The 19,865-nt window shown below is 40.8% G+C and carries 22 protein-coding genes; 5 read left to right on the top strand and 17 right to left on the bottom strand.

Annotated elements, in window-relative coordinates; translation table 11 throughout:
- Positions 1-29 precede the first annotated feature (29 nt).
- The gene (gene tusA / locus KPL72_RS04850; protein WP_212915259.1) at positions 30-263 is read right to left on the bottom strand and encodes a sulfurtransferase TusA; all 234 of its coding nucleotides are present in this window, start codon (positions 261-263) and stop codon (positions 30-32) included.
- Positions 264-278: 15 nt separating this feature from the next.
- The gene (locus tag KPL72_RS04845; RefSeq protein ID WP_212915258.1) at positions 279-869 is read right to left on the bottom strand and encodes an alpha/beta family hydrolase; all 591 of its coding nucleotides are present in this window, start codon (positions 867-869) and stop codon (positions 279-281) included.
- Positions 870-1,047: 178 nt separating this feature from the next.
- On the opposite strand from KPL72_RS04845, the gene hemN reads away from it, so the two are divergent.
- From hemN to KPL72_RS04830, 3 genes are read left to right on the top strand one after another with little or no spacing between them, the layout of a single operon-like run.
- The gene (hemN, locus tag KPL72_RS04840; RefSeq protein ID WP_219702038.1) at positions 1,048-2,418 is read left to right on the top strand and encodes an oxygen-independent coproporphyrinogen III oxidase; all 1,371 of its coding nucleotides are present in this window, start codon (positions 1,048-1,050) and stop codon (positions 2,416-2,418) included.
- Between the two features lie 21 nt (positions 2,419-2,439).
- The gene (gene fnr / locus KPL72_RS04835; RefSeq protein WP_212915256.1) at positions 2,440-3,201 is read left to right on the top strand and encodes a fumarate/nitrate reduction transcriptional regulator Fnr; all 762 of its coding nucleotides are present in this window, start codon (positions 2,440-2,442) and stop codon (positions 3,199-3,201) included.
- A gap of 24 nt (positions 3,202-3,225) precedes the next feature.
- Positions 3,226-3,768, top strand: a complete 543-nt coding sequence (locus tag KPL72_RS04830; protein WP_212915255.1) for an adenine phosphoribosyltransferase — start codon at positions 3,226-3,228, stop codon at positions 3,766-3,768.
- Positions 3,769-3,840: 72 nt separating this feature from the next.
- On the opposite strand, the gene KPL72_RS04825 is transcribed toward KPL72_RS04830, so the two are convergent.
- From KPL72_RS04825 to KPL72_RS04810, 4 genes are all read right to left on the bottom strand, one after another.
- Complete coding sequence (locus KPL72_RS04825; protein ID WP_212915254.1) at positions 3,841-4,404, bottom strand: YfaZ family outer membrane protein; 564 nt, start codon at positions 4,402-4,404, stop codon at positions 3,841-3,843.
- Between the two features lie 10 nt (positions 4,405-4,414).
- Positions 4,415-5,254, bottom strand: coding sequence for a tRNA 2-thiocytidine(32) synthetase TtcA (gene ttcA, locus KPL72_RS04820; protein ID WP_212915253.1), 840 nt, complete (start codon positions 5,252-5,254; stop codon positions 4,415-4,417).
- 119 nt (positions 5,255-5,373) lie between these two features.
- Entirely contained in the window at positions 5,374-5,898 is a 525-nt protein-coding gene (locus tag KPL72_RS04815) for a SprT family zinc-dependent metalloprotease (RefSeq protein WP_212915252.1), read from the bottom strand.
- Positions 5,889-7,655, bottom strand: a complete 1,767-nt coding sequence (locus tag KPL72_RS04810; protein ID WP_219702037.1) for a RecQ family ATP-dependent DNA helicase — start codon at positions 7,653-7,655, stop codon at positions 5,889-5,891. Before KPL72_RS04810 ends, KPL72_RS04815 begins: the two co-directional genes overlap by 10 nt.
- Positions 7,656-7,751: 96 nt before the next feature.
- Between KPL72_RS04810 and KPL72_RS04805 the strand changes: the two genes are divergently transcribed.
- The gene (locus KPL72_RS04805) at positions 7,752-8,396 is read left to right on the top strand and encodes a YecA/YgfB family protein (protein WP_212915250.1); all 645 of its coding nucleotides are present in this window, start codon (positions 7,752-7,754) and stop codon (positions 8,394-8,396) included.
- A 25-nt stretch (positions 8,397-8,421) separates the two neighbouring features.
- Here KPL72_RS04805 and KPL72_RS04800 read toward each other — a convergent pair whose 3' ends face one another.
- Genes KPL72_RS04800 through KPL72_RS04770 form a run of 7 tightly spaced genes read right to left on the bottom strand, consistent with a single transcriptional unit; the run spans position 8,422 to position 16,143 of the window.
- Positions 8,422-9,573 (bottom strand): fused response regulator/phosphatase, encoded by a 1,152-nt coding sequence (locus KPL72_RS04800; RefSeq protein WP_219702036.1) that lies wholly within the window; start codon positions 9,571-9,573, stop codon positions 8,422-8,424.
- 11 nt (positions 9,574-9,584) lie between these two features.
- Positions 9,585-9,887, bottom strand: coding sequence for an STAS domain-containing protein (locus KPL72_RS04795; RefSeq protein WP_212915248.1), 303 nt, complete (start codon positions 9,885-9,887; stop codon positions 9,585-9,587).
- Between the two features lie 18 nt (positions 9,888-9,905).
- Complete coding sequence (locus KPL72_RS04790; protein WP_212915247.1) at positions 9,906-10,220, bottom strand: BolA family protein; 315 nt, start codon at positions 10,218-10,220, stop codon at positions 9,906-9,908.
- A gap of 11 nt (positions 10,221-10,231) precedes the next feature.
- Positions 10,232-13,648, bottom strand: a complete 3,417-nt coding sequence (locus tag KPL72_RS04785; RefSeq protein WP_212915246.1) for an SbcC/MukB-like Walker B domain-containing protein — start codon at positions 13,646-13,648, stop codon at positions 10,232-10,234.
- 9 nt (positions 13,649-13,657) lie between these two features.
- The gene (locus KPL72_RS04780) at positions 13,658-14,305 is read right to left on the bottom strand and encodes a DUF4194 domain-containing protein (protein WP_212915245.1); all 648 of its coding nucleotides are present in this window, start codon (positions 14,303-14,305) and stop codon (positions 13,658-13,660) included.
- Positions 14,305-15,696, bottom strand: coding sequence for a Wadjet anti-phage system protein JetA family protein (locus KPL72_RS04775; RefSeq protein WP_219702035.1), 1,392 nt, complete (start codon positions 15,694-15,696; stop codon positions 14,305-14,307). Before KPL72_RS04775 ends, KPL72_RS04780 begins: the two co-directional genes overlap by 1 nt.
- A gap of 39 nt (positions 15,697-15,735) precedes the next feature.
- Positions 15,736-16,143: a sirohydrochlorin chelatase gene (locus KPL72_RS04770; protein ID WP_219702034.1), complete on the bottom strand. Its 408-nt coding sequence runs from the start codon at positions 16,141-16,143 to the stop codon at positions 15,736-15,738.
- Between the two features lie 167 nt (positions 16,144-16,310).
- On the opposite strand from KPL72_RS04770, the gene KPL72_RS04765 reads away from it, so the two are divergent.
- Positions 16,311-17,192: a TIGR01777 family oxidoreductase gene (locus KPL72_RS04765; RefSeq protein ID WP_219702033.1), complete on the top strand. Its 882-nt coding sequence runs from the start codon at positions 16,311-16,313 to the stop codon at positions 17,190-17,192.
- Positions 17,193-17,215: 23 nt separating this feature from the next.
- Here the strand turns inward: KPL72_RS04765 and KPL72_RS04760 are convergent, their stop codons facing one another.
- From KPL72_RS04760 to hemH, 4 genes are read right to left on the bottom strand one after another with little or no spacing between them, the layout of a single operon-like run.
- Positions 17,216-17,731, bottom strand: coding sequence for a DNA topoisomerase family protein (locus KPL72_RS04760; RefSeq protein ID WP_212915241.1), 516 nt, complete (start codon positions 17,729-17,731; stop codon positions 17,216-17,218).
- 4 nt (positions 17,732-17,735) lie between these two features.
- Complete coding sequence (locus tag KPL72_RS04755) at positions 17,736-18,104, bottom strand: hypothetical protein (protein ID WP_249411555.1); 369 nt, start codon at positions 18,102-18,104, stop codon at positions 17,736-17,738.
- A complete protein-coding gene (locus KPL72_RS04750) occupies positions 18,104-18,841 on the bottom strand; it encodes an HAD family hydrolase (protein WP_212915239.1) in 738 nt (245 codons plus the stop codon). Before KPL72_RS04750 ends, KPL72_RS04755 begins: the two co-directional genes overlap by 1 nt.
- Position 18,842: 1 nt before the next feature.
- Positions 18,843-19,835, bottom strand: a complete 993-nt coding sequence (gene hemH, locus KPL72_RS04745; protein WP_212915238.1) for a ferrochelatase — start codon at positions 19,833-19,835, stop codon at positions 18,843-18,845.
- Between the last annotated feature and the right edge of the window lie 30 nt (positions 19,836-19,865).

Genomic DNA, 19,865 nt, shown 5'->3' with positions numbered 1-19,865 from the left:
CTTTTTGTTTGCTCTTCTTTCTTATGTTTTTATGGGCCTTTCTTTTCGATCCAATAGTAATAAGTACCCCCTTCTTGTTCCTGCTTAGTAAGCTTGTGGCCAAGAAACTGGCAGAATTTCGGAATATCTCTCGTTGTGGATGGATCTGTTGCAATAACCTTCAATATTTCTTTCGCCGAGAGTTTTCGCATCTCTACATGAAGCATCATCACGGGTTCAGGGCAAAGTAGATCTGTTGCATCAAGTATGGCTTGGTGTTCCATAATATTTCTCTCTATTTAGATGTTCTTTTCTAGCCAGTTTTTAGTGTGAATAGCTAACTCTAAAACGGTGTCTTCTATGTTTTTATTGTATTTTTTTAGTGTTTTAAAGTCATGATCCGCGCCTTCTATCCACAGAATTTCTATATTCTCAGGCAATGATTGCTGACTAACCCAATCATAAGAACCAAGTTGATCTCTGGTACCTTGAATAATTAGGCATGGCGCCTTTAGCTCAGCAAGAAAAGACAGTCGGTGTTTCTCCGGTTTTCCAGCAGGATAAAAAGGAAAACCAAAACACACGACCGCCTTTACCATAGCTAGATTCGTTAGCTGTGTGGCCACTCGCCCCCCCATGGATTTTCCAGCCACAACACAGCTGCTGTTATGTTCAATATACTCAGCATATTCAGGAACAAGGGTGGGGAATTTAGGTGGTGGCCTCTTCTTTCCTGAGCGCTCTTGCTCTTTCATATATGAAAAAGTAACAGGTATAACTGCTTGTTGTCGTTGCTCGGATATGGCTTCACAAAGTTGCTTTAAAAAAGAGTTGCTGTGGCCAGCACCAGCACCGTGTGCAAGATATAAAGGAAGAGAATTCATGCTCATAAATTTCAAAAATACTATTAGACCAGATCCGATGAATGGTTAAAACCTTACTCGATATATTATTGCAGACTCTACAGTAAAAGGTTTTATCTACAGTATGAGAATTCTTGATCTGGGTCAGCAAATGACTTTTCACTAAAGTGTAAACTTCTATTAGAAATTTTAATAGGAACGCATCATGATCTGGGATTCTTCACTTATCGCTAAGTACGATCTATCCGGGCCCCGTTACACTTCTTACCCGACAGCACCGCAATTTGACGCAAGTATTAGTAAAATTGCGCTTATTGATAAAATGTTAATGCCTTCCGAGGCGCCTCTTAGCCTCTATTTTCATATTCCCTTTTGTGCCAACCTTTGTTACTACTGCGCTTGTAATAAAATTGTAACTAAGCAGTACGAAAAAGGGGCCGAGTACGTTGAGTTACTGGGCGAAGAAATGAGATTGCGTAGTCTGATGCTTGACCATTCAAGAGAAGTGACGCAATTGCATTTTGGTGGCGGCACGCCTACTTTTTTGACGGAAGAGTTAATTGACGCGCTGTTTGATAATATCCAGCAGCATTTCAACTTAATCAATGATGGCACGCAGGATTACAGTGTTGAAATTGATCCTCGGGAGATTAGTCTATCTAAATTGAAGCTGTTAACAAAAAAGGGAATTAATCGAATCAGTATTGGTGTGCAGGATTTTGATATCAAGGTTCAAGAAGCTATTCACCGTGTTCAGCCTGTTGAGATGGTAGCCACTCTTGTTGACGATGCTCGAAAATTAGGCATTAGGTCGATTAATTTCGATCTAATTTATGGCTTGCCATACCAGTCTATCGAAGGTTTTAAAAAGACCTTGGAGCAAGTGATTCAGTTATCTCCTGAGCGTATATCGCTTTTTAACTACGCCCATTTACCTGATAGATTTCGTGCTCAAAGACGAATTTCAGATGAAAGCTTACCTATATCAAGCATGAAGCTTGAGCTATTGAGGATGAGTACAGAATATTTAATCTCTGCTGGTTATGAATATATAGGCATGGATCACTTTGCAAAACCAACAGATAGCCTAGCGATTGCTCAAAAGCAAGGTCAGCTACAGCGCAACTTTCAGGGTTATACAACGCATGCTGGTACCGATTTGGTTGCTTTTGGCGTTTCCGCTATTAGCGATTTAAATGGTGTTTATATTCAGAACCATACAGACTTATCAATTTATAGGAGTAGTATTGAGAAAGGCCAATTGGCAATCGCTAAAGGTTATATTAGTGATCTGGATGATAGAATCCGTCATCAAGTGATAATGACATTAATTTCTCAATTTGAGCTGAATGCTGTTGTTATTGAAAAGAAATACAATATTGATTTCTTTGAGTACTTTTCTGAAGAGATGGAAAGGCTAACTCCCATGGTAAAAGATGGTATGTTAGATATTGACTGTAGTGGAATGCAGACCACTATTAAAGTAACAGAACGCGGTAGATTACTAATTCGCTGTATTTGTATGGTCTTTGATAAATACCTTAATGGCGCCATAAAATACTCAAAAGTTATATAGATCGAGATCAGGGAGATTTACATGTCAATGACACACACACAGTCACGATTCAACAGCACCCTTACTTCGCAGTGTCAAAACTGTAGCCTAAGTGCTCTTTGTCTCCCAATTGCATTGGCTGATGAAGATATTAATAGATTAGATCAGATTATTGAGCGCAAAAAGCCACTTAAAAAAGGTGAGTTTTTGTTTCGCCAAGGCGATACATTTGATTCTGTTTACGCTGTTCGCTCTGGTACTTTAAAAACATTCAACATCACATCAGTTGGCGAAGAGCAAATCACAGGTTTTTATTGTCCTAGTGAATTGGTCGGTTTAAGCGGGATTGATTCAAATGTCTATCCGGTTTCTGCAAAGGCACTGGAAACCACTACAGTGTGTGAGATTCCATTTAGCCACCTTGAAGAGTTATCTTCACAGATTCCTTCTTTGAAACATCAAATATTTAAGGTGATGAGTCGAAAAATATCCGATGATCAACAGATGATGGTTTTGTTGGGGAAAAAAAATGCCGATGAGAAAGTGGCATCTTTCTTATTAAACCTATCTAATCGATTTAAAAAACGTGGCTACTCCGCTAGTTCTTTTCGTCTTTCCATGTCTCGCGGGGAGATTGGTAACTACCTTGGATTAGCAGTAGAAACAGTTAGTCGTGTCATTACACGTTTTCAAAAAAATGAACTAATACATGTTGACGGGAAAGAAATTGAGATTGTTGACTTCCCCGAAATGCAAAAACTCGTGGGGGTTGCGAGTGATTGTGGTAAAATCGCCAATATTTGATTGATATAATGAGGCTAAACTGGAATGCTTTACGACGATTTTTACGTTAAATCACTAATACAAACAATAGAAGACTGGCCAAAACAAGGTATTAGCTTCCGAGATATCACCCCTATTTTCAGTGACCCTAAAGGTATGAGAATGGTCGTTGATGCCTATGTGCATCGCTATATCGCAACGGATATCACTCATATAGCCTGTATCGATGCCCGTGGTTTTTTGATTGCAGCGGTTCTGGCTTATGAACTTCAAAAGCCTCTTATCTTAGTGCGTAAAAAAGGTAAGCTTCCAGGAAAGACTATTTCACAAAAATATGCGCTGGAATATGGTGAAGCAGAATTAGAAATCCAAGAGGGAGCTGTAAAAGCGGGCGATGAAGTATTGTTGTTTGATGATCTGATTGCGACTGGCGGCACCCTATTTGCTGCAATCAAGTTATTGACTAGTCAAGGCGCAAATATCAAAGAAGTCGCTGCTATTATAGATTTGCCAGATTTGGGTGGAAGCCAAAAACTAAGAGACAGTGATATACCTGTTTTTAGCCTTTGCGCTTATGATGGCGAGTAAGAATTGAACGAATAATAAAAAAGGTGGCCTCAGCCACCTTTTTTATTATTAAGCGTAAATAATTTACTGCTATTAAAAATCTACTGTTGCGCCAACAGAAAGACCTTTATCGATTTCTTTACGAGAATCGTCTTCAAATACAGTCACTGTTTTACCATAACTAATGAATGCACGAGCGTTACGCATTGTCATATATTCAGCACGGAATTCGTAAGTGTACATGTGGTCAAGATTTGAAATAGCCAGTACTTCCGGCGAGTAATACACAGAGCCATAGATACTCACACGATTTGCTTCAGGTAAGGTGTATCGATACCAGCCACCTAAAGCAAGTGCAACAGATAGGTCATCATTCTTCTCTGAATCTGCATCAATAGCGTATAGTCGAATACCAATCCCTGCTTGAAGTGGGCCACTGGTGTCTGAATCCTCTACCGTTACACCAATATGTCCAGTTGAGGTATTTTCATCATCATTATGAGTAATTCCGCCATTTACGCCGAAAGCCCCCATATTTAAGTTGATATTACCTTTCACTGTGTCGTTTGTTAAACTAACTCCAGCGGATGACGCATTTACGATAGAAGATCCTAAAATGCCGGCGGTTAACAATAGTGCTTTATGTGTTAGGTTCATTTCTATTACCCTATAGTGAAATAATATTTAATCGGTCAAATGCCTCAGGTGACTGCTTCAACCCCTTGAAGTCGAATAACTTTGTGTCTGCCAAATGTGATGGAACAACATTTTGTATAGCAGAGAACATGGTTTCTGTTCTACCCGGAAATTCTTTTTCCCACTTTTGCAACATGTCTTTTACGACCTGTCTTTGTAGGTTTTCTTGAGAGCCACACAAGTTGCAAGGAATGATAGGATATTCCTTCATTACCGCGAAGGATTCAATGTCTTCTTCTTTGCAGTAAGCCAAAGGACGGATAACAATATGTTTTCCATCATCGCTTAATAACTTTGGCGGCATAGACTTTAATTTACCACCAAAAAACATATTCAAGAATAATGTTTCCAGAATATCATCTCTGTGATGGCCAAGTGCAATTTTAGTCGCTCCAATTTCCTCAGCAAAACCGTACAAGGAGCCACGGCGCAAACGAGAGCATAAACCACAAGTAGTTTTACCCTCTGGCACAATTTCCTTTACGATACTGTAAGTGTCGCGCTCTAAAATGTGAAAATCCACTCCTAGCTCTTCCAGATAAGCAGGTAAAATATGCTCGGGGAAACCAGGTTGCTTTTGATCTAAATTCACAGCAACGATACTGAATTTTATAGGTGCGCTAGCCTGAAGATTTCGCAAAATCTCAAGCATAGTGTAAGAGTCTTTTCCTCCAGATAAACACACCATTACTTTATCGCCTTCTTCAATCATATTGAAGTCAGCAATAGCTTGGCCTGTTAATCTGCGAAGGCGTTTTTGGAGCTTGTTTAGCTCTAACTTTTCTTTAGGTCGAGTAGATAAATCCATCATAAGTACGCTGTAAACAAAACGCGCCTATATTACTATAAGCATGAAGCTATCGCATCAAAAATGGATAATATAAGGCAAAAGTGTATAAAAAATCACTATCTTACTGTTTTGATGGGTTGTCAGTTATCTTTGCTTATAAATTGTAACGTTGAACGACAGCCTTTGCAGATGTATTCAACACCACTTTGAGCCCTAGTATGGCGCCGTTTAGTGAATTGGTGTTTTTGGCAGGAGCAGCGGTATTCATAAGCCTGTTTTTGCGGTGGAACATCAAAAGTATGCGTTCTACTTGGTCGGATACCGTATACCTTCAGCATGACTGCCTGCCACTCTTTTCCGTGAGGCTTCACCGTGTTGCCATAGATTTGAAACACAACAATATGAGCTACTTCATGTGGAACAACGGTGCCTAAGAATTCAACTGGGTCTTGCTGATACATAAAATGGTTAAAGCGCAACTCATTTTTTTGCAAATGAGCTGTACCTGCAGCCCGTCCTCTTTGCTTTAAATTGCATGTTGAGCGTTTAAATTTATTACCAAAAAACGCATCGGCTTTATCAAAGCAGTGATTAGCTGTTTGAGCAATTACGCTTAGTGCTTCTTCTTCGTAGTTTAAGCTTGTCTGTCGAGAGGTTAAGGACATGCTGCAACGGCCTCTTTTGGTTCTACCTCATGGAGAATTTTTAATAGAGCCTCTGCAAAGTCGGCTACCTTCTCTTTTGATAAACCAGTCAAACGACTTAATGACGCAATCGAATTTGGCTTATGTAGACAAATTAACCTAAGTTGAGTATCACTCAAGTCCAACTTTTCGTAGTTGTATTTCCAAGCTAAGATTTTATGCCAATTTATGCTGTCGATTGCAAGATGCTCTTCCTGAAGTGTCGGATAGTAATGCTCAGCAGGAATAATTATTTGTGTTTTTCCTTGAAGTACACTGCGAGATTTTTCGTTGATGTGTACAGTAAAAGCACTAAACACCCCAAGAGTGATGTACTCATATGCTATTAAGTGCCTGATAACAGATTTCCATTGCACCTCGCTCAGTTCTTTTCCTTTGCCAAATAGCGGCAGAAACTCGGCTTTAATTGCACTAACAGGTTTAGATTTTTTCCCGAGTAAGATTTGGATAAGTAATGAAAAAGGCTGAAGTCCTTTTGTGTGATAAATCAGAGATAACAGTTTCTGGCTAGCTGTCGTCATATTTTGTTCAGATTTGTTGGAAAGGCATCTATCGCAATGCTGACAAGCCGGAATGCTTTCATCAAAATGTGATAATAAATTTTGTCGACGGCACCCTCTCCCTTCTAAAATGCGAAACAAACTGCCCAAATGTTGTAATTCTTTTTCTGCTGCCAAAGGCTGCATTGCAGCTAGTTGTTGTGCTTGAATCATATCTTGCAAACCATAGAGCAACAAAGACTTAGCGGGTTTTCCATCGCGTCCAGCACGTCCAACTTCTTGGAAATAGGACTCAGGGCTACTTGGCAAGTCTAAATGAACAACAAATCGCACATGAGCGATATCAATACCCATACCATAAGCGGTAGTTGCAACCATAATGGTTCCTTGTTGCTCTGCAAATATCTTATGATGCTTTTGTTTGTCTTCTTCTAGCATGGCTGCGTGATAACTTAAACTTGACAATCCAAGCTCGCTTAACCAATTTGCCAGCTCTTCGGTTTTTCTTCTTGACCGGCAATAAATAATCCCTGTCTCTCCGGGCACTTCGTGATGGAGGAAATACAAAATCTGCTGCTTGGCTTTACGTTTTTGAGCTATTTGTATTTTTATATTGGTGCGATCAAAACTGTTGCGTAAAACCAGGCAATTTTTAAGTTGCAATGACTCTTGAATCGTCATCATGGTTTTTTGATCAACGGTACCCGTAAGCGCAATAATAGGAATGTCAGGAAAAGAAGATTTCAGCTGACCAAGTTGGCTGTATTCAGGCCTGAAAAAGCTACCCCACTGTGAAATACAGTGGGCTTCATCGATGGCGAATAACGAAATATCAAAGCTGTGCAAAAAGCCAATAACCGATGGTTGAACAAGCTTTTCTGGTGATAAGTACAGCAAGTCAATATGCTGGTGTCGCAGCGCCCATACCAGGTCATCTTGTTCGCCTGGATTCAAGGTAGAATTCAGAAACTTAGCGCGTATACCTTTTTTATTTAATTCTTCTACTTGTTGTGACATTAGAGATAATAAAGGGCTGACAATGACAGCAACTCCATTTCGTATCAATCCAGCGGCCTGATACGCTAGAGATTTACCGCCACCAGTAGGTGCTGCTAGCAAAACGTCTTGTCCTGCACATAAAGCATCGATCGCCTGCTCTTGCAAAGGGCGATATTCAGAGTAGCCTAGACGTGAAAGTGTGTGCTTCTTTAAATTCATTTGCGAATTATCCCTTAACACAGCGCTTTCTGCATCGATTTTTCGCCTTCTTTTCGCTAGAATCAGTCACTTAATTTGTATTAGGGAAACATTTACATGGCACACCAACCTCTTGATGATCTTGAGTTAGAGACGTTAGAAAATTTTTTGGAGTCGGATCAAGTTCATGAGGAATGTCAGAACTTCGTTATGGCTCATGGCTTCTTAACGGCACTGTCTATTTGCCCTGTTTTGACAGCCGAAGATAAATGGCTACCGGTTATTTTTGAAGACACACCAAACTTTGAAAATGAAAAACAAGAAAGGCAAATACTTCAGTATCTATCACGTCTGTTTGTTGATATTCAAAAAGAGTTAGAATCAGAAGATGGCTTTATGGTGCCTTGTGAGCTTGAAATGGGCTCTTCACCAGAAGAACTAAGTGAGTTGCAGGAATGGGCTACCGGTTTTATGGAAGGCGTATTCATGACTGAACAATACTGGTTTGAGTCTGAAAAGGAAGAAGTTGTTGCAGAGCTTTTGTTGCCGATTATGGTAGCTTCTGATTTGTTTGATGATGAAGAAGTTGTGCAAATTCGCGAAAGCGAAAAGCTAACTAATTCGTGTATTGCTCAAATCCCAGAAGTGGTTACTGATTTATTCTTAGTTTTACGTACTGAGCCTGAAAAGCGTCCATTTCCAAAGGCTCAACCTAAAGCGAAAGGCAATAATAACAAGAAGAAAAGTGGTAAAAAATCTTAATCTAAATCTCCTGCTTGCATCCCTATTATTGCAAGCAGGTACTTCTTAGAGCAACAAGAGTAATGTCATCTAATTGCTCTGATTCACCCAGATATTCGGCTAGCTTTCTTTCAGTTATTTGCTGTGCGGATATTAGGCTTTTTTCTGCGTATGCGTTTGAAATAATAACTCTGGCTTGATTGTCTCCAAGCATTTCATCATGACAATTTTTAAGCTCCAAAACCCCATCCGAGACAATAATCAAGGTGTCTCCCGCGTTTAATTTATTGCTTTGTAAATCTGCTTCGAACTCACTGCCCGAAAGAATACCAAGCGGCATATGATTGGATTGCAAATAATCCACTGAGCCATTAGAACGTCGTATAAAAGCATTAGGCATTCCACCTCCCCAGTAAGCAATGTCACCACCCGGTGTCATGAGAATTAGATAACCAGCACAAAACATATAATCGGGCAGTATACTGAAAAGTATCCGATTGATTCGGACTGCCAGCTCATTTACGCAAAGCAAATCATCTACTGCATCGAAGAATGTCTGCATAACTGGCAACGCTCCAATCGAAGCCGGCAAACCGTGACCAGTGAAGTCTCCAACAAACACAAGACGAGCGCCATCTGAGCGGGTTTTAACTAAGGCTAAATCTCCATTAAAGCTGGCCGCAGAAAGCCTAGTAATAGCGACTTGTTCGGAGTTTTTTTCACTTCGCGTTTGAATATGATCAAGGACATGATGAGCCATTTCATGTTCTCGCTCTATCATGGTTTGATAATAGGTTAGAGCTTTGTTTTTACGGTACATTTCTTTCATTAGTTCGACATGGCGCATATGCGTTTTAAGTCGAATATTGAAAAGTACTTCATTGAATGGCTTGGGAATAAAATCGTCAGCGCCAGCCTTAAAGCACTTGTCCATAACAGAATCAGCGGTATGAGATGCTAGGAAAATTATTGGTACAAAACGACTTCCAGATAAGGCTTTCAGTTTTTGGACCAAATCATAACCACTGCCACCTTTCATAATGACGTCCAAAGTAACGATATCCGGATCATAGCTTTCGAAGGCAATAAGGGCCTCTTCATAACTGGCCACACTTTTGACCGTCACACCCTCTTTTTCTGCGCATAGGGAAATAATTTCGCGATAAACGGGCTCACTGTCTACGCACAATAATTTCATCTGTTTGGCCTTTATTGAATGTCAAAACGTTTATCAAAACGAGATATCATGAGAATGTTTTTAATAAAGGAATTGGCCCCTGATAGCTGAATGTTGCTGTCTGGGTCGATGGCATTGCGCATGCTCAATAACATACCAAGTGCTGCACTATCTAAGTACTCGACCATACTCATATCAACTATATAGGTTTTATAAAGTTTAGTTAGATCGGAGTAGCCCGCTCTAAACTCATTAAATAAAGAGAAATCAAAACTTCCAACAATAGTTATCGTTGCAATATCTTTAGCGTCATCAACAGTGATTGAAATACTCATTAGCTAATCGAGTTAGGGTTATTTGCCCTGCTCGCCTCCGTGGCATTTTGGCGATGAAGGAGCAAGCGCATTGCGCTCGCTCCACTCTTTAATTGAGTATAGATGCATGGCAAGAGCGTGAATCTTTGTCATCTCGTCTTGTAATACAGCATAAACAAGCTGATGGCGTTGAACCAGTCTCTTACCTTCAAAAGCATCGCTCACTAGAACCAGCTTAAAATGTGACTCGCTTCCTGCAGGTACATTATGCATATAACTCTCATTTTCGAGCGTCATATGATGTACATCCAATTTTTCATTGATACGTTGATCTATCTGATTTTGTATGATCATGCCATTCTCTATCAAGCTGGAGTTGCTAAGTTGTCCAATTGTCCATTTAGTAACACTTGGCCTTTTTCTTTCGGGTAAGCTACGTCAATAGATACTGCTCCGCCTTCACGCCACACACTAATGATAGTATCCATATTAGCAGCCATAACAGCACGTTTATCATCTGGCGCTGCAGCGATAACCTGCAAGCCGATGTCTTTCATGAAGCCCATACAAGTAGACGTCTTCACCATGTCTATCTTGTTGAAGGCCTCATCGAACATCGCCAGAGAGAAACCACCAACGATTTCGCCTTCCATGGTTTCATGTAAGCGATAGGTCGTAGACAAAGCCGCAGCAATCGCCAAGTAGAATGGGATTTGATGCTCACCACCAGAACCGGTTTGAATTCGTTGGCTCAGAGTTGTTTTCTTATTACCTTCTGCGTCTAAAATGTCTACTTCGAAGTTATAGAATTTACGATAGTCTGCAAGATCTTGTTGTTTTTCATCGTCAGATATCAGCTCCTGAATCGATGCAATAGCGCGGATATGATCAGGGTCATTGCTTAAATGTGGATCAAATAATCCGCCTACATTAGCTTGATCTTGCGCACTGAAACGTTCAACAAGATCCAAGATGTCTTTCATATCGCCATTTGGATAATAACGGAATTGATAGATTTCTTGGTTGAATGGACGACGCTTTAAGCTGTGGTTCAGCTCGCGAATAATGTGTGCTACCTGGTCAAGAGAGTCTTTCAGCTTAGATACATAGTCAGAACGGAAGGTTTCTTCCGCTTCTTTACGAGCCAGCTCCGCACGCTTAGCGTATTTAGCTAATTCAGTTTCACTCAAAATTTCAATTTGATAAGAAACATAGTGTTCAAACTCTTCAAATTTAGACTCCAAATAATCCAACTGGACATCATTGTCTAAATTTGCATGGTGATATTTGCCATAATGATCCGCCACTTCCTTACGAACTTTCTGATCAAAACTACGCGCTTTTTCACTGGCCTTGTCTGCTCGACTAATGGCTTCTTTATAGATGGCTGCGCCATTTACCATGCTACCCTCTAACAAAGAGTAACGCTCGCTGGCAAATTCAGCATCGTATTTTGGATTTGATGTTAAGCGATTACGTTCTTCATCAAGAGCGGCCAATGCTGAGCTTAGCTGACTTTTCTGTGTATTTAATGCACCAAATTGTTCCGCTATTTGTTGACGCTCTCGATCTAGTTTTTTCTGATCCAGCTCAACATTTGCGATACGAGATTTAAGTTCTTCAATACGTTCTTGTAGTTCCGTGTCGTCATGCTTTTGCAGTTGCGAGATTTCAGCTTCCACCGACTCTAATTCTTGAGTTAAACGCGTAACGGTGTGGCTGGCATTACCAATACTTTCTGCATCAAATTGGTTATTTGCCATCACGCGACCAAGCAAAGAATCCGCTTGTTCAAGACGTTGATCTGCCTTGAGGAAATTCATCAAGTCGCCACTTAGACTGGCAAGTTGTTTTTCACGGGATTCACGCATGCCTTCGGTATTGATGCCGACCATCATGTGCGGCACAAAGCGAATAGTAGAAATGGTACCGGCAAGTTTTAACATGCCATCAGCCGTCATCGCGCTATCTTCGCGTAGTAATTCACGTTCAGTGTCTACTGGCTTGATACCACCCAAACGACGATTTAGATAAGCTTGAGCATGGTCATTGTTGCAACGAATAAAACGCAATGCGGAATTATGATCACCACGATTCAACCATAGGCGAGTTTGTGTGGTATCGATAACTCGACATCCCATTAATTGACGTCGATGAGCACGGAATATACGAATCGACTCTTCTGCGTCTTCAGGTTCAACAATTAACGCTTCTCGTTGAGCGCCCAGGTAACCTTCAATAGCATCTTGCCACTTTCTGTCGGTTACTTCAGCTAAATGGCTCAATGGTGTTGCGGTAATATTGGCGTCTTTTAATAATGCAATCAGACGTTTTGTATTTTGAGAAAGTGGGCTTACACCACCTTTCAAAGAAGAAACATCCGATTCTAGTTGTTTGCATTCGTCTTTTAAATTCAGAATCGTACGGTTTAACTCTGAACGCTGACCAAAAACTTGAGATTTCTCTCTGTCTAAAATTGCATTTAAGGCAGCTAATTTTTGAGTTAACGGTTTCAGATTGCCTTCTACGCGCCCTTCTTCCGTGATCAAACCATTGAATGCAGCGAATTCTTTCACCAAGGTATTGGCTTCTTTCGAGAGCAAATCTTCAAAAGAATTCAGCGCTGACAACAACAAGGTTAATTGACGAACTTGCAGGATGGCTTTTTGATCTTGTTGACCCTGTAGAGTGAGTAGCTTTTTATTTTGCTCTAACTGCTGAAGTTTCAAGCCAACATCAGAATGCTCGTACTGTTGCTCAAAACGCAGTAGTTGTCCTTGCAGTTGTTTTAATAAACTACCTTGCGTTGCTAGCTCTTCTTCTATTTCTTCTTCACGCTCTTTTTGAAGCTCGTATTGATCTTGAATGTCGTCTTGTTTACTGCCTAGCTCATCAAAGCGAGCTTCGGTCGCTATCCATTGATAGTTGATTGCGCTTTGCTCTTGCTGGTGCTTTTTCTCACAGTCTTGCTGAATGAGTTTTAAATCATCAATACGCTTGGAGACTTCAAGGGTTTTGGCTTCTAAGTGACGATATTCATTTAGAGATTTTTGATAAGCGCCAACTTGCAATGGGGCTTCTGCTAAAACGAAATCCTGGACAAAGCGCGTTGGTGAGGCAATTGGTACGAACTTCAGAGCATTTTTGAAGTTTTTAAGGAAGCTGTCCAATGTGATCAAATGATCTGGGCTTGGGCTAAGCTCTTCAAGATAGCGGTTTATGTATTGAGTCGCTGACGCGCTGCCTGATTTGATATAAGGATCTAGGCAGACCTTTTTCATCGTTTCACGCACTTCAATCCATGGCTTCGCTTTGTAGCTTTTGCCTTCCATCGCGTCAATAAAATCTGATTTTCTAGCGCCAAAATTGGAAAGTACAAAACGCCCAAGTACATCTTCTTCAGGGGAAGCTAATGATGCACTTAATGCTAAACCTACTGTGGATTCTTTACCTGTAATGCTATCTTCGAAAACCAACGCTAGATAACTTGTTGCATCTTGTCTTGGTTGTGTTCCAAAGGCTTTAGCATTGGCTTGACCTGAGTCGATCATCCCTAATATATAAGAGCGAATGCTACGCCCACTGGCTTTACCATCGTTTGCGCTGGCGTTGTAATTAAGGTGACGCTTACTAGCACCCGTCAGTACAGTTTGAATCGCATCAAGCAAAGAGGATTTACCTGAACCAGTTGGTCCGATAATCGCGGTATTACCACGAATATTAATTTCTTCTGCACCAAGTAGGTACCAATTTACTAATACGATTCGATTTAACTTTTTCATATTTTGGCCCTAGTCTTGATTGGTTTCTTGCGTTGTTTCTGTTTCAGCATCTGAATCGGCAACTTCATCTTCATCTGGATCTGTACCATTGAATGATTCTAACTGTCTTAGATACGCCTCGGTTACGATCAATCTGACCACCGGAGTAATGTTGATCATTTGATTCTTGCTATCTTCTTCATAAGACTTGCCACGAATAACGATGCCATGACGACTAAATAAGGCCAGGATGTCTTTGAAACGAGTTTCATTTGGAATCTCACGCTTAACCAATTGCACGAATCTGTCGAGTATGGTGTGAGTGTTGGTTGCGACAAAGCCATTATCGACTTCGAAGTTTTCTATTTTTTCTTCGTAAATTTGACGAAGAACCAATAAAAATAGCGTCTCGTCGGTTTTCAAACGGACAAAAGCTTCTTTCTGGATTGGTAAAACACCAGCAAGTCGTTCGTTCTCGTTAATGTAGAGTTTCATGCCTAGCGCATCGAATAAGTTATCGAAGTAATCTTGATAAGACTCTAAAAGCAAATAATGCTTACGTTGGCCATGTTTGTAGGCGCTGGCAAATTGATTCGCAATCACAAAGTTTGCTGTCTGTTGGAATTCTTGAGCGTCTTTTCCGGACTCTTCAACGACTTTTTTTAATTCTCTAAGCATTACGCTTTGCTCCTACGCACTACAGTAAATTCCCGACATTCAACGAAGTTATGTACATCCAAGTATTCATTAGTAAACTGTACTTCAAATAAATCTTCTATTTTTTTAGCACTCACACCTAGTGAACCGACATAGCGTAAATGGTCAAAACAAACAAAATCTTCTACCGATTCAATGGTGAAATCTAAAATATGCTTACTATCGCCTGAAGCGATTTGTGTATCTAAATAGCTTTGCATTTTTGGAATGGTAACTTGTCGGGCTTCATGGAAGCGACGCTGCTGGTCACGCATTTTAATCGCATCCGCAGACACTTCTGATGGCGTCATGACTCTAGGTGGTGGTGGCTCACGGCGTTTTGTTGGTTGTGCCGCTGAAGCCATACCAACAAAACGAGAGCCAATAACTTCTTTTAAAATAGGCAACTTGTCGTATTTCGCTACATCAGTAATGATACCCGCTATTTTATTGGCCATACCAGGTCTAGAACTGTCCATGTAGCGCGCCGTATCAGCTGCACGTTTTTCCAAACGATAGCGGTATTCATCGATACGCTCTAAGCGCTGCTCTATGTTGCTAAAGGTTTGAATGATGTCACGGCAATCTTTTTCGACCATGGCTTGCGCTTCGCCCATGGTAATCAGTTGCTGATCAACATAGCACTGAGCAACCTGCCCCATGGTTTCTGGGTTGCTTAAAAACTCTTGAGTTAACTCAAGAATTTGGCGTCTAAATCGAAACGGGTTGTTACTGGTTTTGATCGTTTTATAGTCAGCGATCAAGATACCCTCAACGAATAAATCAAAAAAACCTGCCACAATAGCTTTAGGGTCTCGGCTTGCAAACAACTCTCGTTGTAGGCTGCGTATGCCAAGCAATATTTGGTTCAAATGTGCCGAGAAATCCCTAGAAGCTTCCGCTGATTGGCGTAATGTTACGCCTCGCTCTTTGGGATGTTTAGCAACGGATTCTAAATTACTAAGAATGCTCAAGACGGTTGCGCCGTAGTTGCGTTTACCGTGACGACTAATTTCTACTAGAGAGCGAAGCAACATGGAGATTTGCGGTGTCATTAATACACTGACACGATACAACTCCTGCTCTTCAACCAGCCACCCAGTATTAACTAAGCGATGGTAGATTCTTAAAGCATAATCATGGATGGTTTTAGGGGAATCAAAGGATTCTTTTTGATCATCATGCCAAGCAAGCGTATCTAACTTATGCAACGTGTCTTCAATCGACTCGATAATGGTCGATTTGTCTTTTATTGGATCTTCGGCGTGATCATAAAAAACTTCGGCAAGATCATTTAATACAGCTTCAATCAATGCTCTATTAGAGCCGCTTAATGCCTGAAATATTTCATCAGGTAAGTGTCTAAATAGCATTCATCCGGCTCCATGAATTAACGAAAACTAATGGCATGTCTAAACCTTACCTAAATGATTGGCAACGACCGTTTGCATGGCCTGTTTTACTAACGCATCATCTCCAATTGGAGGTAGCAACTCTATGTGCAGTTCGTCTGTTTGCAAGGCTGTTATTTGCGCTGGTACGTCATGTCTTAGATGCCGCCCCACCGCTAAAAATAGTGGCAAAACAGCAACATTACGAACCTCTGTACCAAGCATCGCGACGACATCTTCCAATGATGGCGATGTAAGTTCCATATAAGCCAAACTTACGTTGTCTTCACCATAGGTTTGCGACACCTGATGATAGAGTGATTCGAAGGGCTCTTTCCAAAGAGGATCAGGGCTTCCATGAGCGAGAAGTATGATGTGATCGTATTCTTTGCGTAGCATTTTGGTACCTAATGTTTCTCGATTCCCCATTTTAGCCATCCTATGTCAGAAAAAGAAGGTGCAGAGCAAAAAACCTTAAAATCTTCTGACTAAAACAGGCAAAAAAAAGATTATCAGGTAAATTTAGGAAGTTATTGATCCTATTTCATTTTTTATACGTATTACAACCATTATCGCAATACATGGAGCACGATGAAATGAAGGTTTTATTATCTGGAGCAACAGGCTTTATTGGTCAATCTTTACTCAAGGTGTTACTAAAAGATGATCATCAGATTTATGCTTTAGTGCGAAAATTTAATAAGCAACTAGATGCTAGCGTTACCCAACTGACATGGGAGATGTTAGAAACACTAGACGATAAAATAGATGTGTTCATCAATCTGGCTGGTGAGAATATTGCTAGCCAGCGCTGGACAAAAAAGCGTAAAACGGCGCTCTTTGAAAGTCGCGTGTCTCTAACAAGCAAGATAAAGAATGCATTAAAGCACCCGCCAAAGACTGTCATTTCAATGTCGGCTGTTGGTTATTATGGCGTAGCAAGAAACGAAATTTTTTATGAAAACACACCACCAAAACCAGGATTTTCTCATGAGCTCTGCGCTGCATGGGAAAGTTCTGCAAAGGCATTTGCGAATGATGATACAAGGGTTGTGATATTTCGCTTAGGGGTTGTATTGGGTATGAGTGGGGCGTTAGAAAAAATGCGCCTACCATTTTTATGCGGTTTAGGTGGGCCTATCGCTGGCGGTGGACAATGGTTTTCGTGGGTACACATAGCCGATGTGTTGAACGCAATTACGAATGCTATGTTTGATGAGTCATATAAAGGGACTTATAACTTGGTAGCGCCGCAACTAATTGAACAAAAACACTTTGCAAAATCCTATGCAGCGTCATTGAAACGCCCTGCTATTTTACCGACACCTAAATGGCCACTGGATCTCATTTTTGGAGAAATGGCGACTTTATTGACGGAAGGTGCGAAGATAATCCCTCAACAGTTAGAGAAGCAAGGCTTTGAATTTGAATTCGATAATATTGAGGATGCGTTATCGGATATTGCGAAACGTTACTAAAAAATTGACTGTTACTCAGCCTGTTAGCGTTTCTTTTTTAATACCGGTAAGCCTTTGTCGTCATTCAAGGTGTTTGTGCAGACCGGGTAAGTAATGCATCCCCAGAAGTAGCCATTCTTGCTCTTTTTTCTGACTAAATAGTGTCCACAAGCGCGGCAAGGGTATTTTTTCGTACTTGAAGGAACACCGTTGTCATCTTCTACCGTTACTTTGCATTCGGGATAATTAGAGCATCCCCAAAAGGCATTGTCTTTGAATGTTTTTCGTCTTAACGGAGACTGGCAGGCTGGACAAAGATAGCGCTTTGCCCTAACTGGCTTGCCATTTTCATTATTCGCCGTGTAGTTACAGACTGGATAGGATTCACACCCCCAGAAAGCGCCATTAGCACCTTCTTTTAAAATCAATAAACTCTCGCATTTTGGACAGCGATAGCGAATTTTAGCTGATTTAATATGAGCATCATCGTCCTGTTCTAGGAACTCTTGTTCCCAGTTACTAGATGATGTTGCGGGGGCTTTGCTGTCTTTTTCCTGCACAAGGCTACTCTTTGGCTTTACTACAAGGTGCACTGTCTTTTTTGCAATCGTCCTGCCCAGCAAGACGGCGAATTTTTGAGGCGCCTTCTCTTGCACCATCTGCGGTTGCTGTACCTGCCTCCTTCATTTTCTCCCAGACAATAGCACCTGTTTCTTTGGTTTTTGTAGATGCCTTACTGCCAAATTCAGACGCTTTCTCACCAAATTCTGATGCTTTTTCTGCGGTAGTATCGGCTATTTCGGATGTTGTGGTTTTGGTTTTTTCCCATATTTTTTGCGCACCATCCTTTGCTTTATCTAGCGTACTTTCTTCAGCCTGAGCCAAGGTGGAAATAAGAATAAGCGAGCAAAAAATTGCTTTTATATGTTTCATCACACTGCCTCTTTGTTTTCAAGCGGTGAAAGATTTAACCAATCAAAAAGTTTAGAAATATCGCTAAGCGCACCAAGTTGCGGGTAACGTAATAGTGTTTCGTCTGTTACTTGTTCGTGGTCCCAAGTGCTGTGATAAGGAATATGAAGTGCTTGGGCACCAATATCAAGAACAGGAAGAATATCCGATTTCAAAGAATTACCAATCATCAAAAAATGTTCTGTAGAGATCTTGTGGCGTTGAAGTATTTGTTGATAAGCGTCAGATGTTTTATCACTAACAATTTCAATCGCATCAAAATACTCAGCAATACCTGATCGTGCTAGTTTGCTTTCCTGATCAAGCAAATCTCCTTTGGTGATAACCAATAATCGAAACTGCCCTTTTAGTTGAGACAGCACGTGTTCTATATTAGGTAATAGCTCAACAGGAGAAGCCAGCATACATTTTGCTAGCTGTATTATCTCATGTATTTCATTGCCAGAGATGCGACCTTCTGTTAGTTCAATAGCTGTTTCTATCATCGACAAGGTGAAGCCTTTGATACCGTAACCAAAATGCTCTAAATTATTAATCTGCACTTCACCTAAATGAGCACGAATGTAAGCTTCGTCATGATATGGCAGAAGAAGGTTTATAAACTCATCTTGGGCGTGAATGAATATGTCTTCATTTCGCCAGAGTGTATCGTCTGCATCAAAAGCTATTGTTTGAATGTTAGAACGATTCAACGTCATTTTATGTCCATTGTTTAGTGTTTGTCTCTATCAAGTCCACATACAGTGCAACTTGATCCGGTGTATCGTTTAGTGCTGGAATGTAATCAAACGCCAATCCGCCATTGTTTTTAAACTCATCACCTAGTTCTAGGGTCACTTCTTCGAGCGTTTCTATACAATCAATTGAAAAAGCAGGACTGATGATGTTGATTTTCTTTATGCCCATAGAAGGAAGCGCCTTTAAAGTGGCATCAGCATAAGGCTTTAACCATTCTTCACGGCCAAATCTAGACTGATAAACATGAGTCCATTCATGATCACCAAGCTCCAGTTCTTCAGCAACCAGTCGACTTGTTGTTTCACAGCGTCGAGCATAAGGATCGCCATTAGTAACATAACGCTTTGGAATGCCATGGTAAGACAAAACAAGGTGGCGCCTTTCTCCTTGCTTATCCCACTGGGCACGCACAGAATTGGCTAACGCTTGGATGTACATAGGATGATCAGCGTAATCATGAAGCAACTGTAACGAAGGCCAATGAGGGCATTTTTTGAGCGACTTCATTAATCTGTCGTACGCCGCAGCCGTTGTAGTTGCTGAGAATTGTGGGTACATGGGGACGACAATGATATTTTTAACGCCCTGTTCTCTCAATTTGTTCGCCGCGGTTTCGACACTTGGGTTGCCATAAGTCATTGCAAGTTCAACGGGAACGGTTTGCCCTGTTTTTCCTGATAAAGCTGTTTTTACCTTTTCTTTTAATCTCTCGCTTAATACTAAAAGAGGCGAGCCTTCATCCATCCAAACTTGCTGGTAAATTTTGGCTACTTTTGGTGGGCGTAGCGTCAGGATAATGAGATTAAGAATTGGCTTCCAAATTAAAGGGTTTAAATCTACAACACGAGAATCAGACAAGAACTCTCTAAGATAACGGCGGACTTCGGGTGTCTGCGGAGCATCTGGTGTCCCCAAGTTCATCATCAATACGCCATAGTCGTTCTTGTTTTTCATGTTATACCTTTTGGTTTGAATTCTTAATGC

The organism is Marinomonas lutimaris, from assembly GCF_019426345.1.
GTDB classification, from domain to species: Bacteria; Pseudomonadota; Gammaproteobacteria; order Pseudomonadales; family Marinomonadaceae; genus Marinomonas; species Marinomonas lutimaris.
This window is presented reverse-complemented; position numbering and strand designations above follow the sequence as displayed.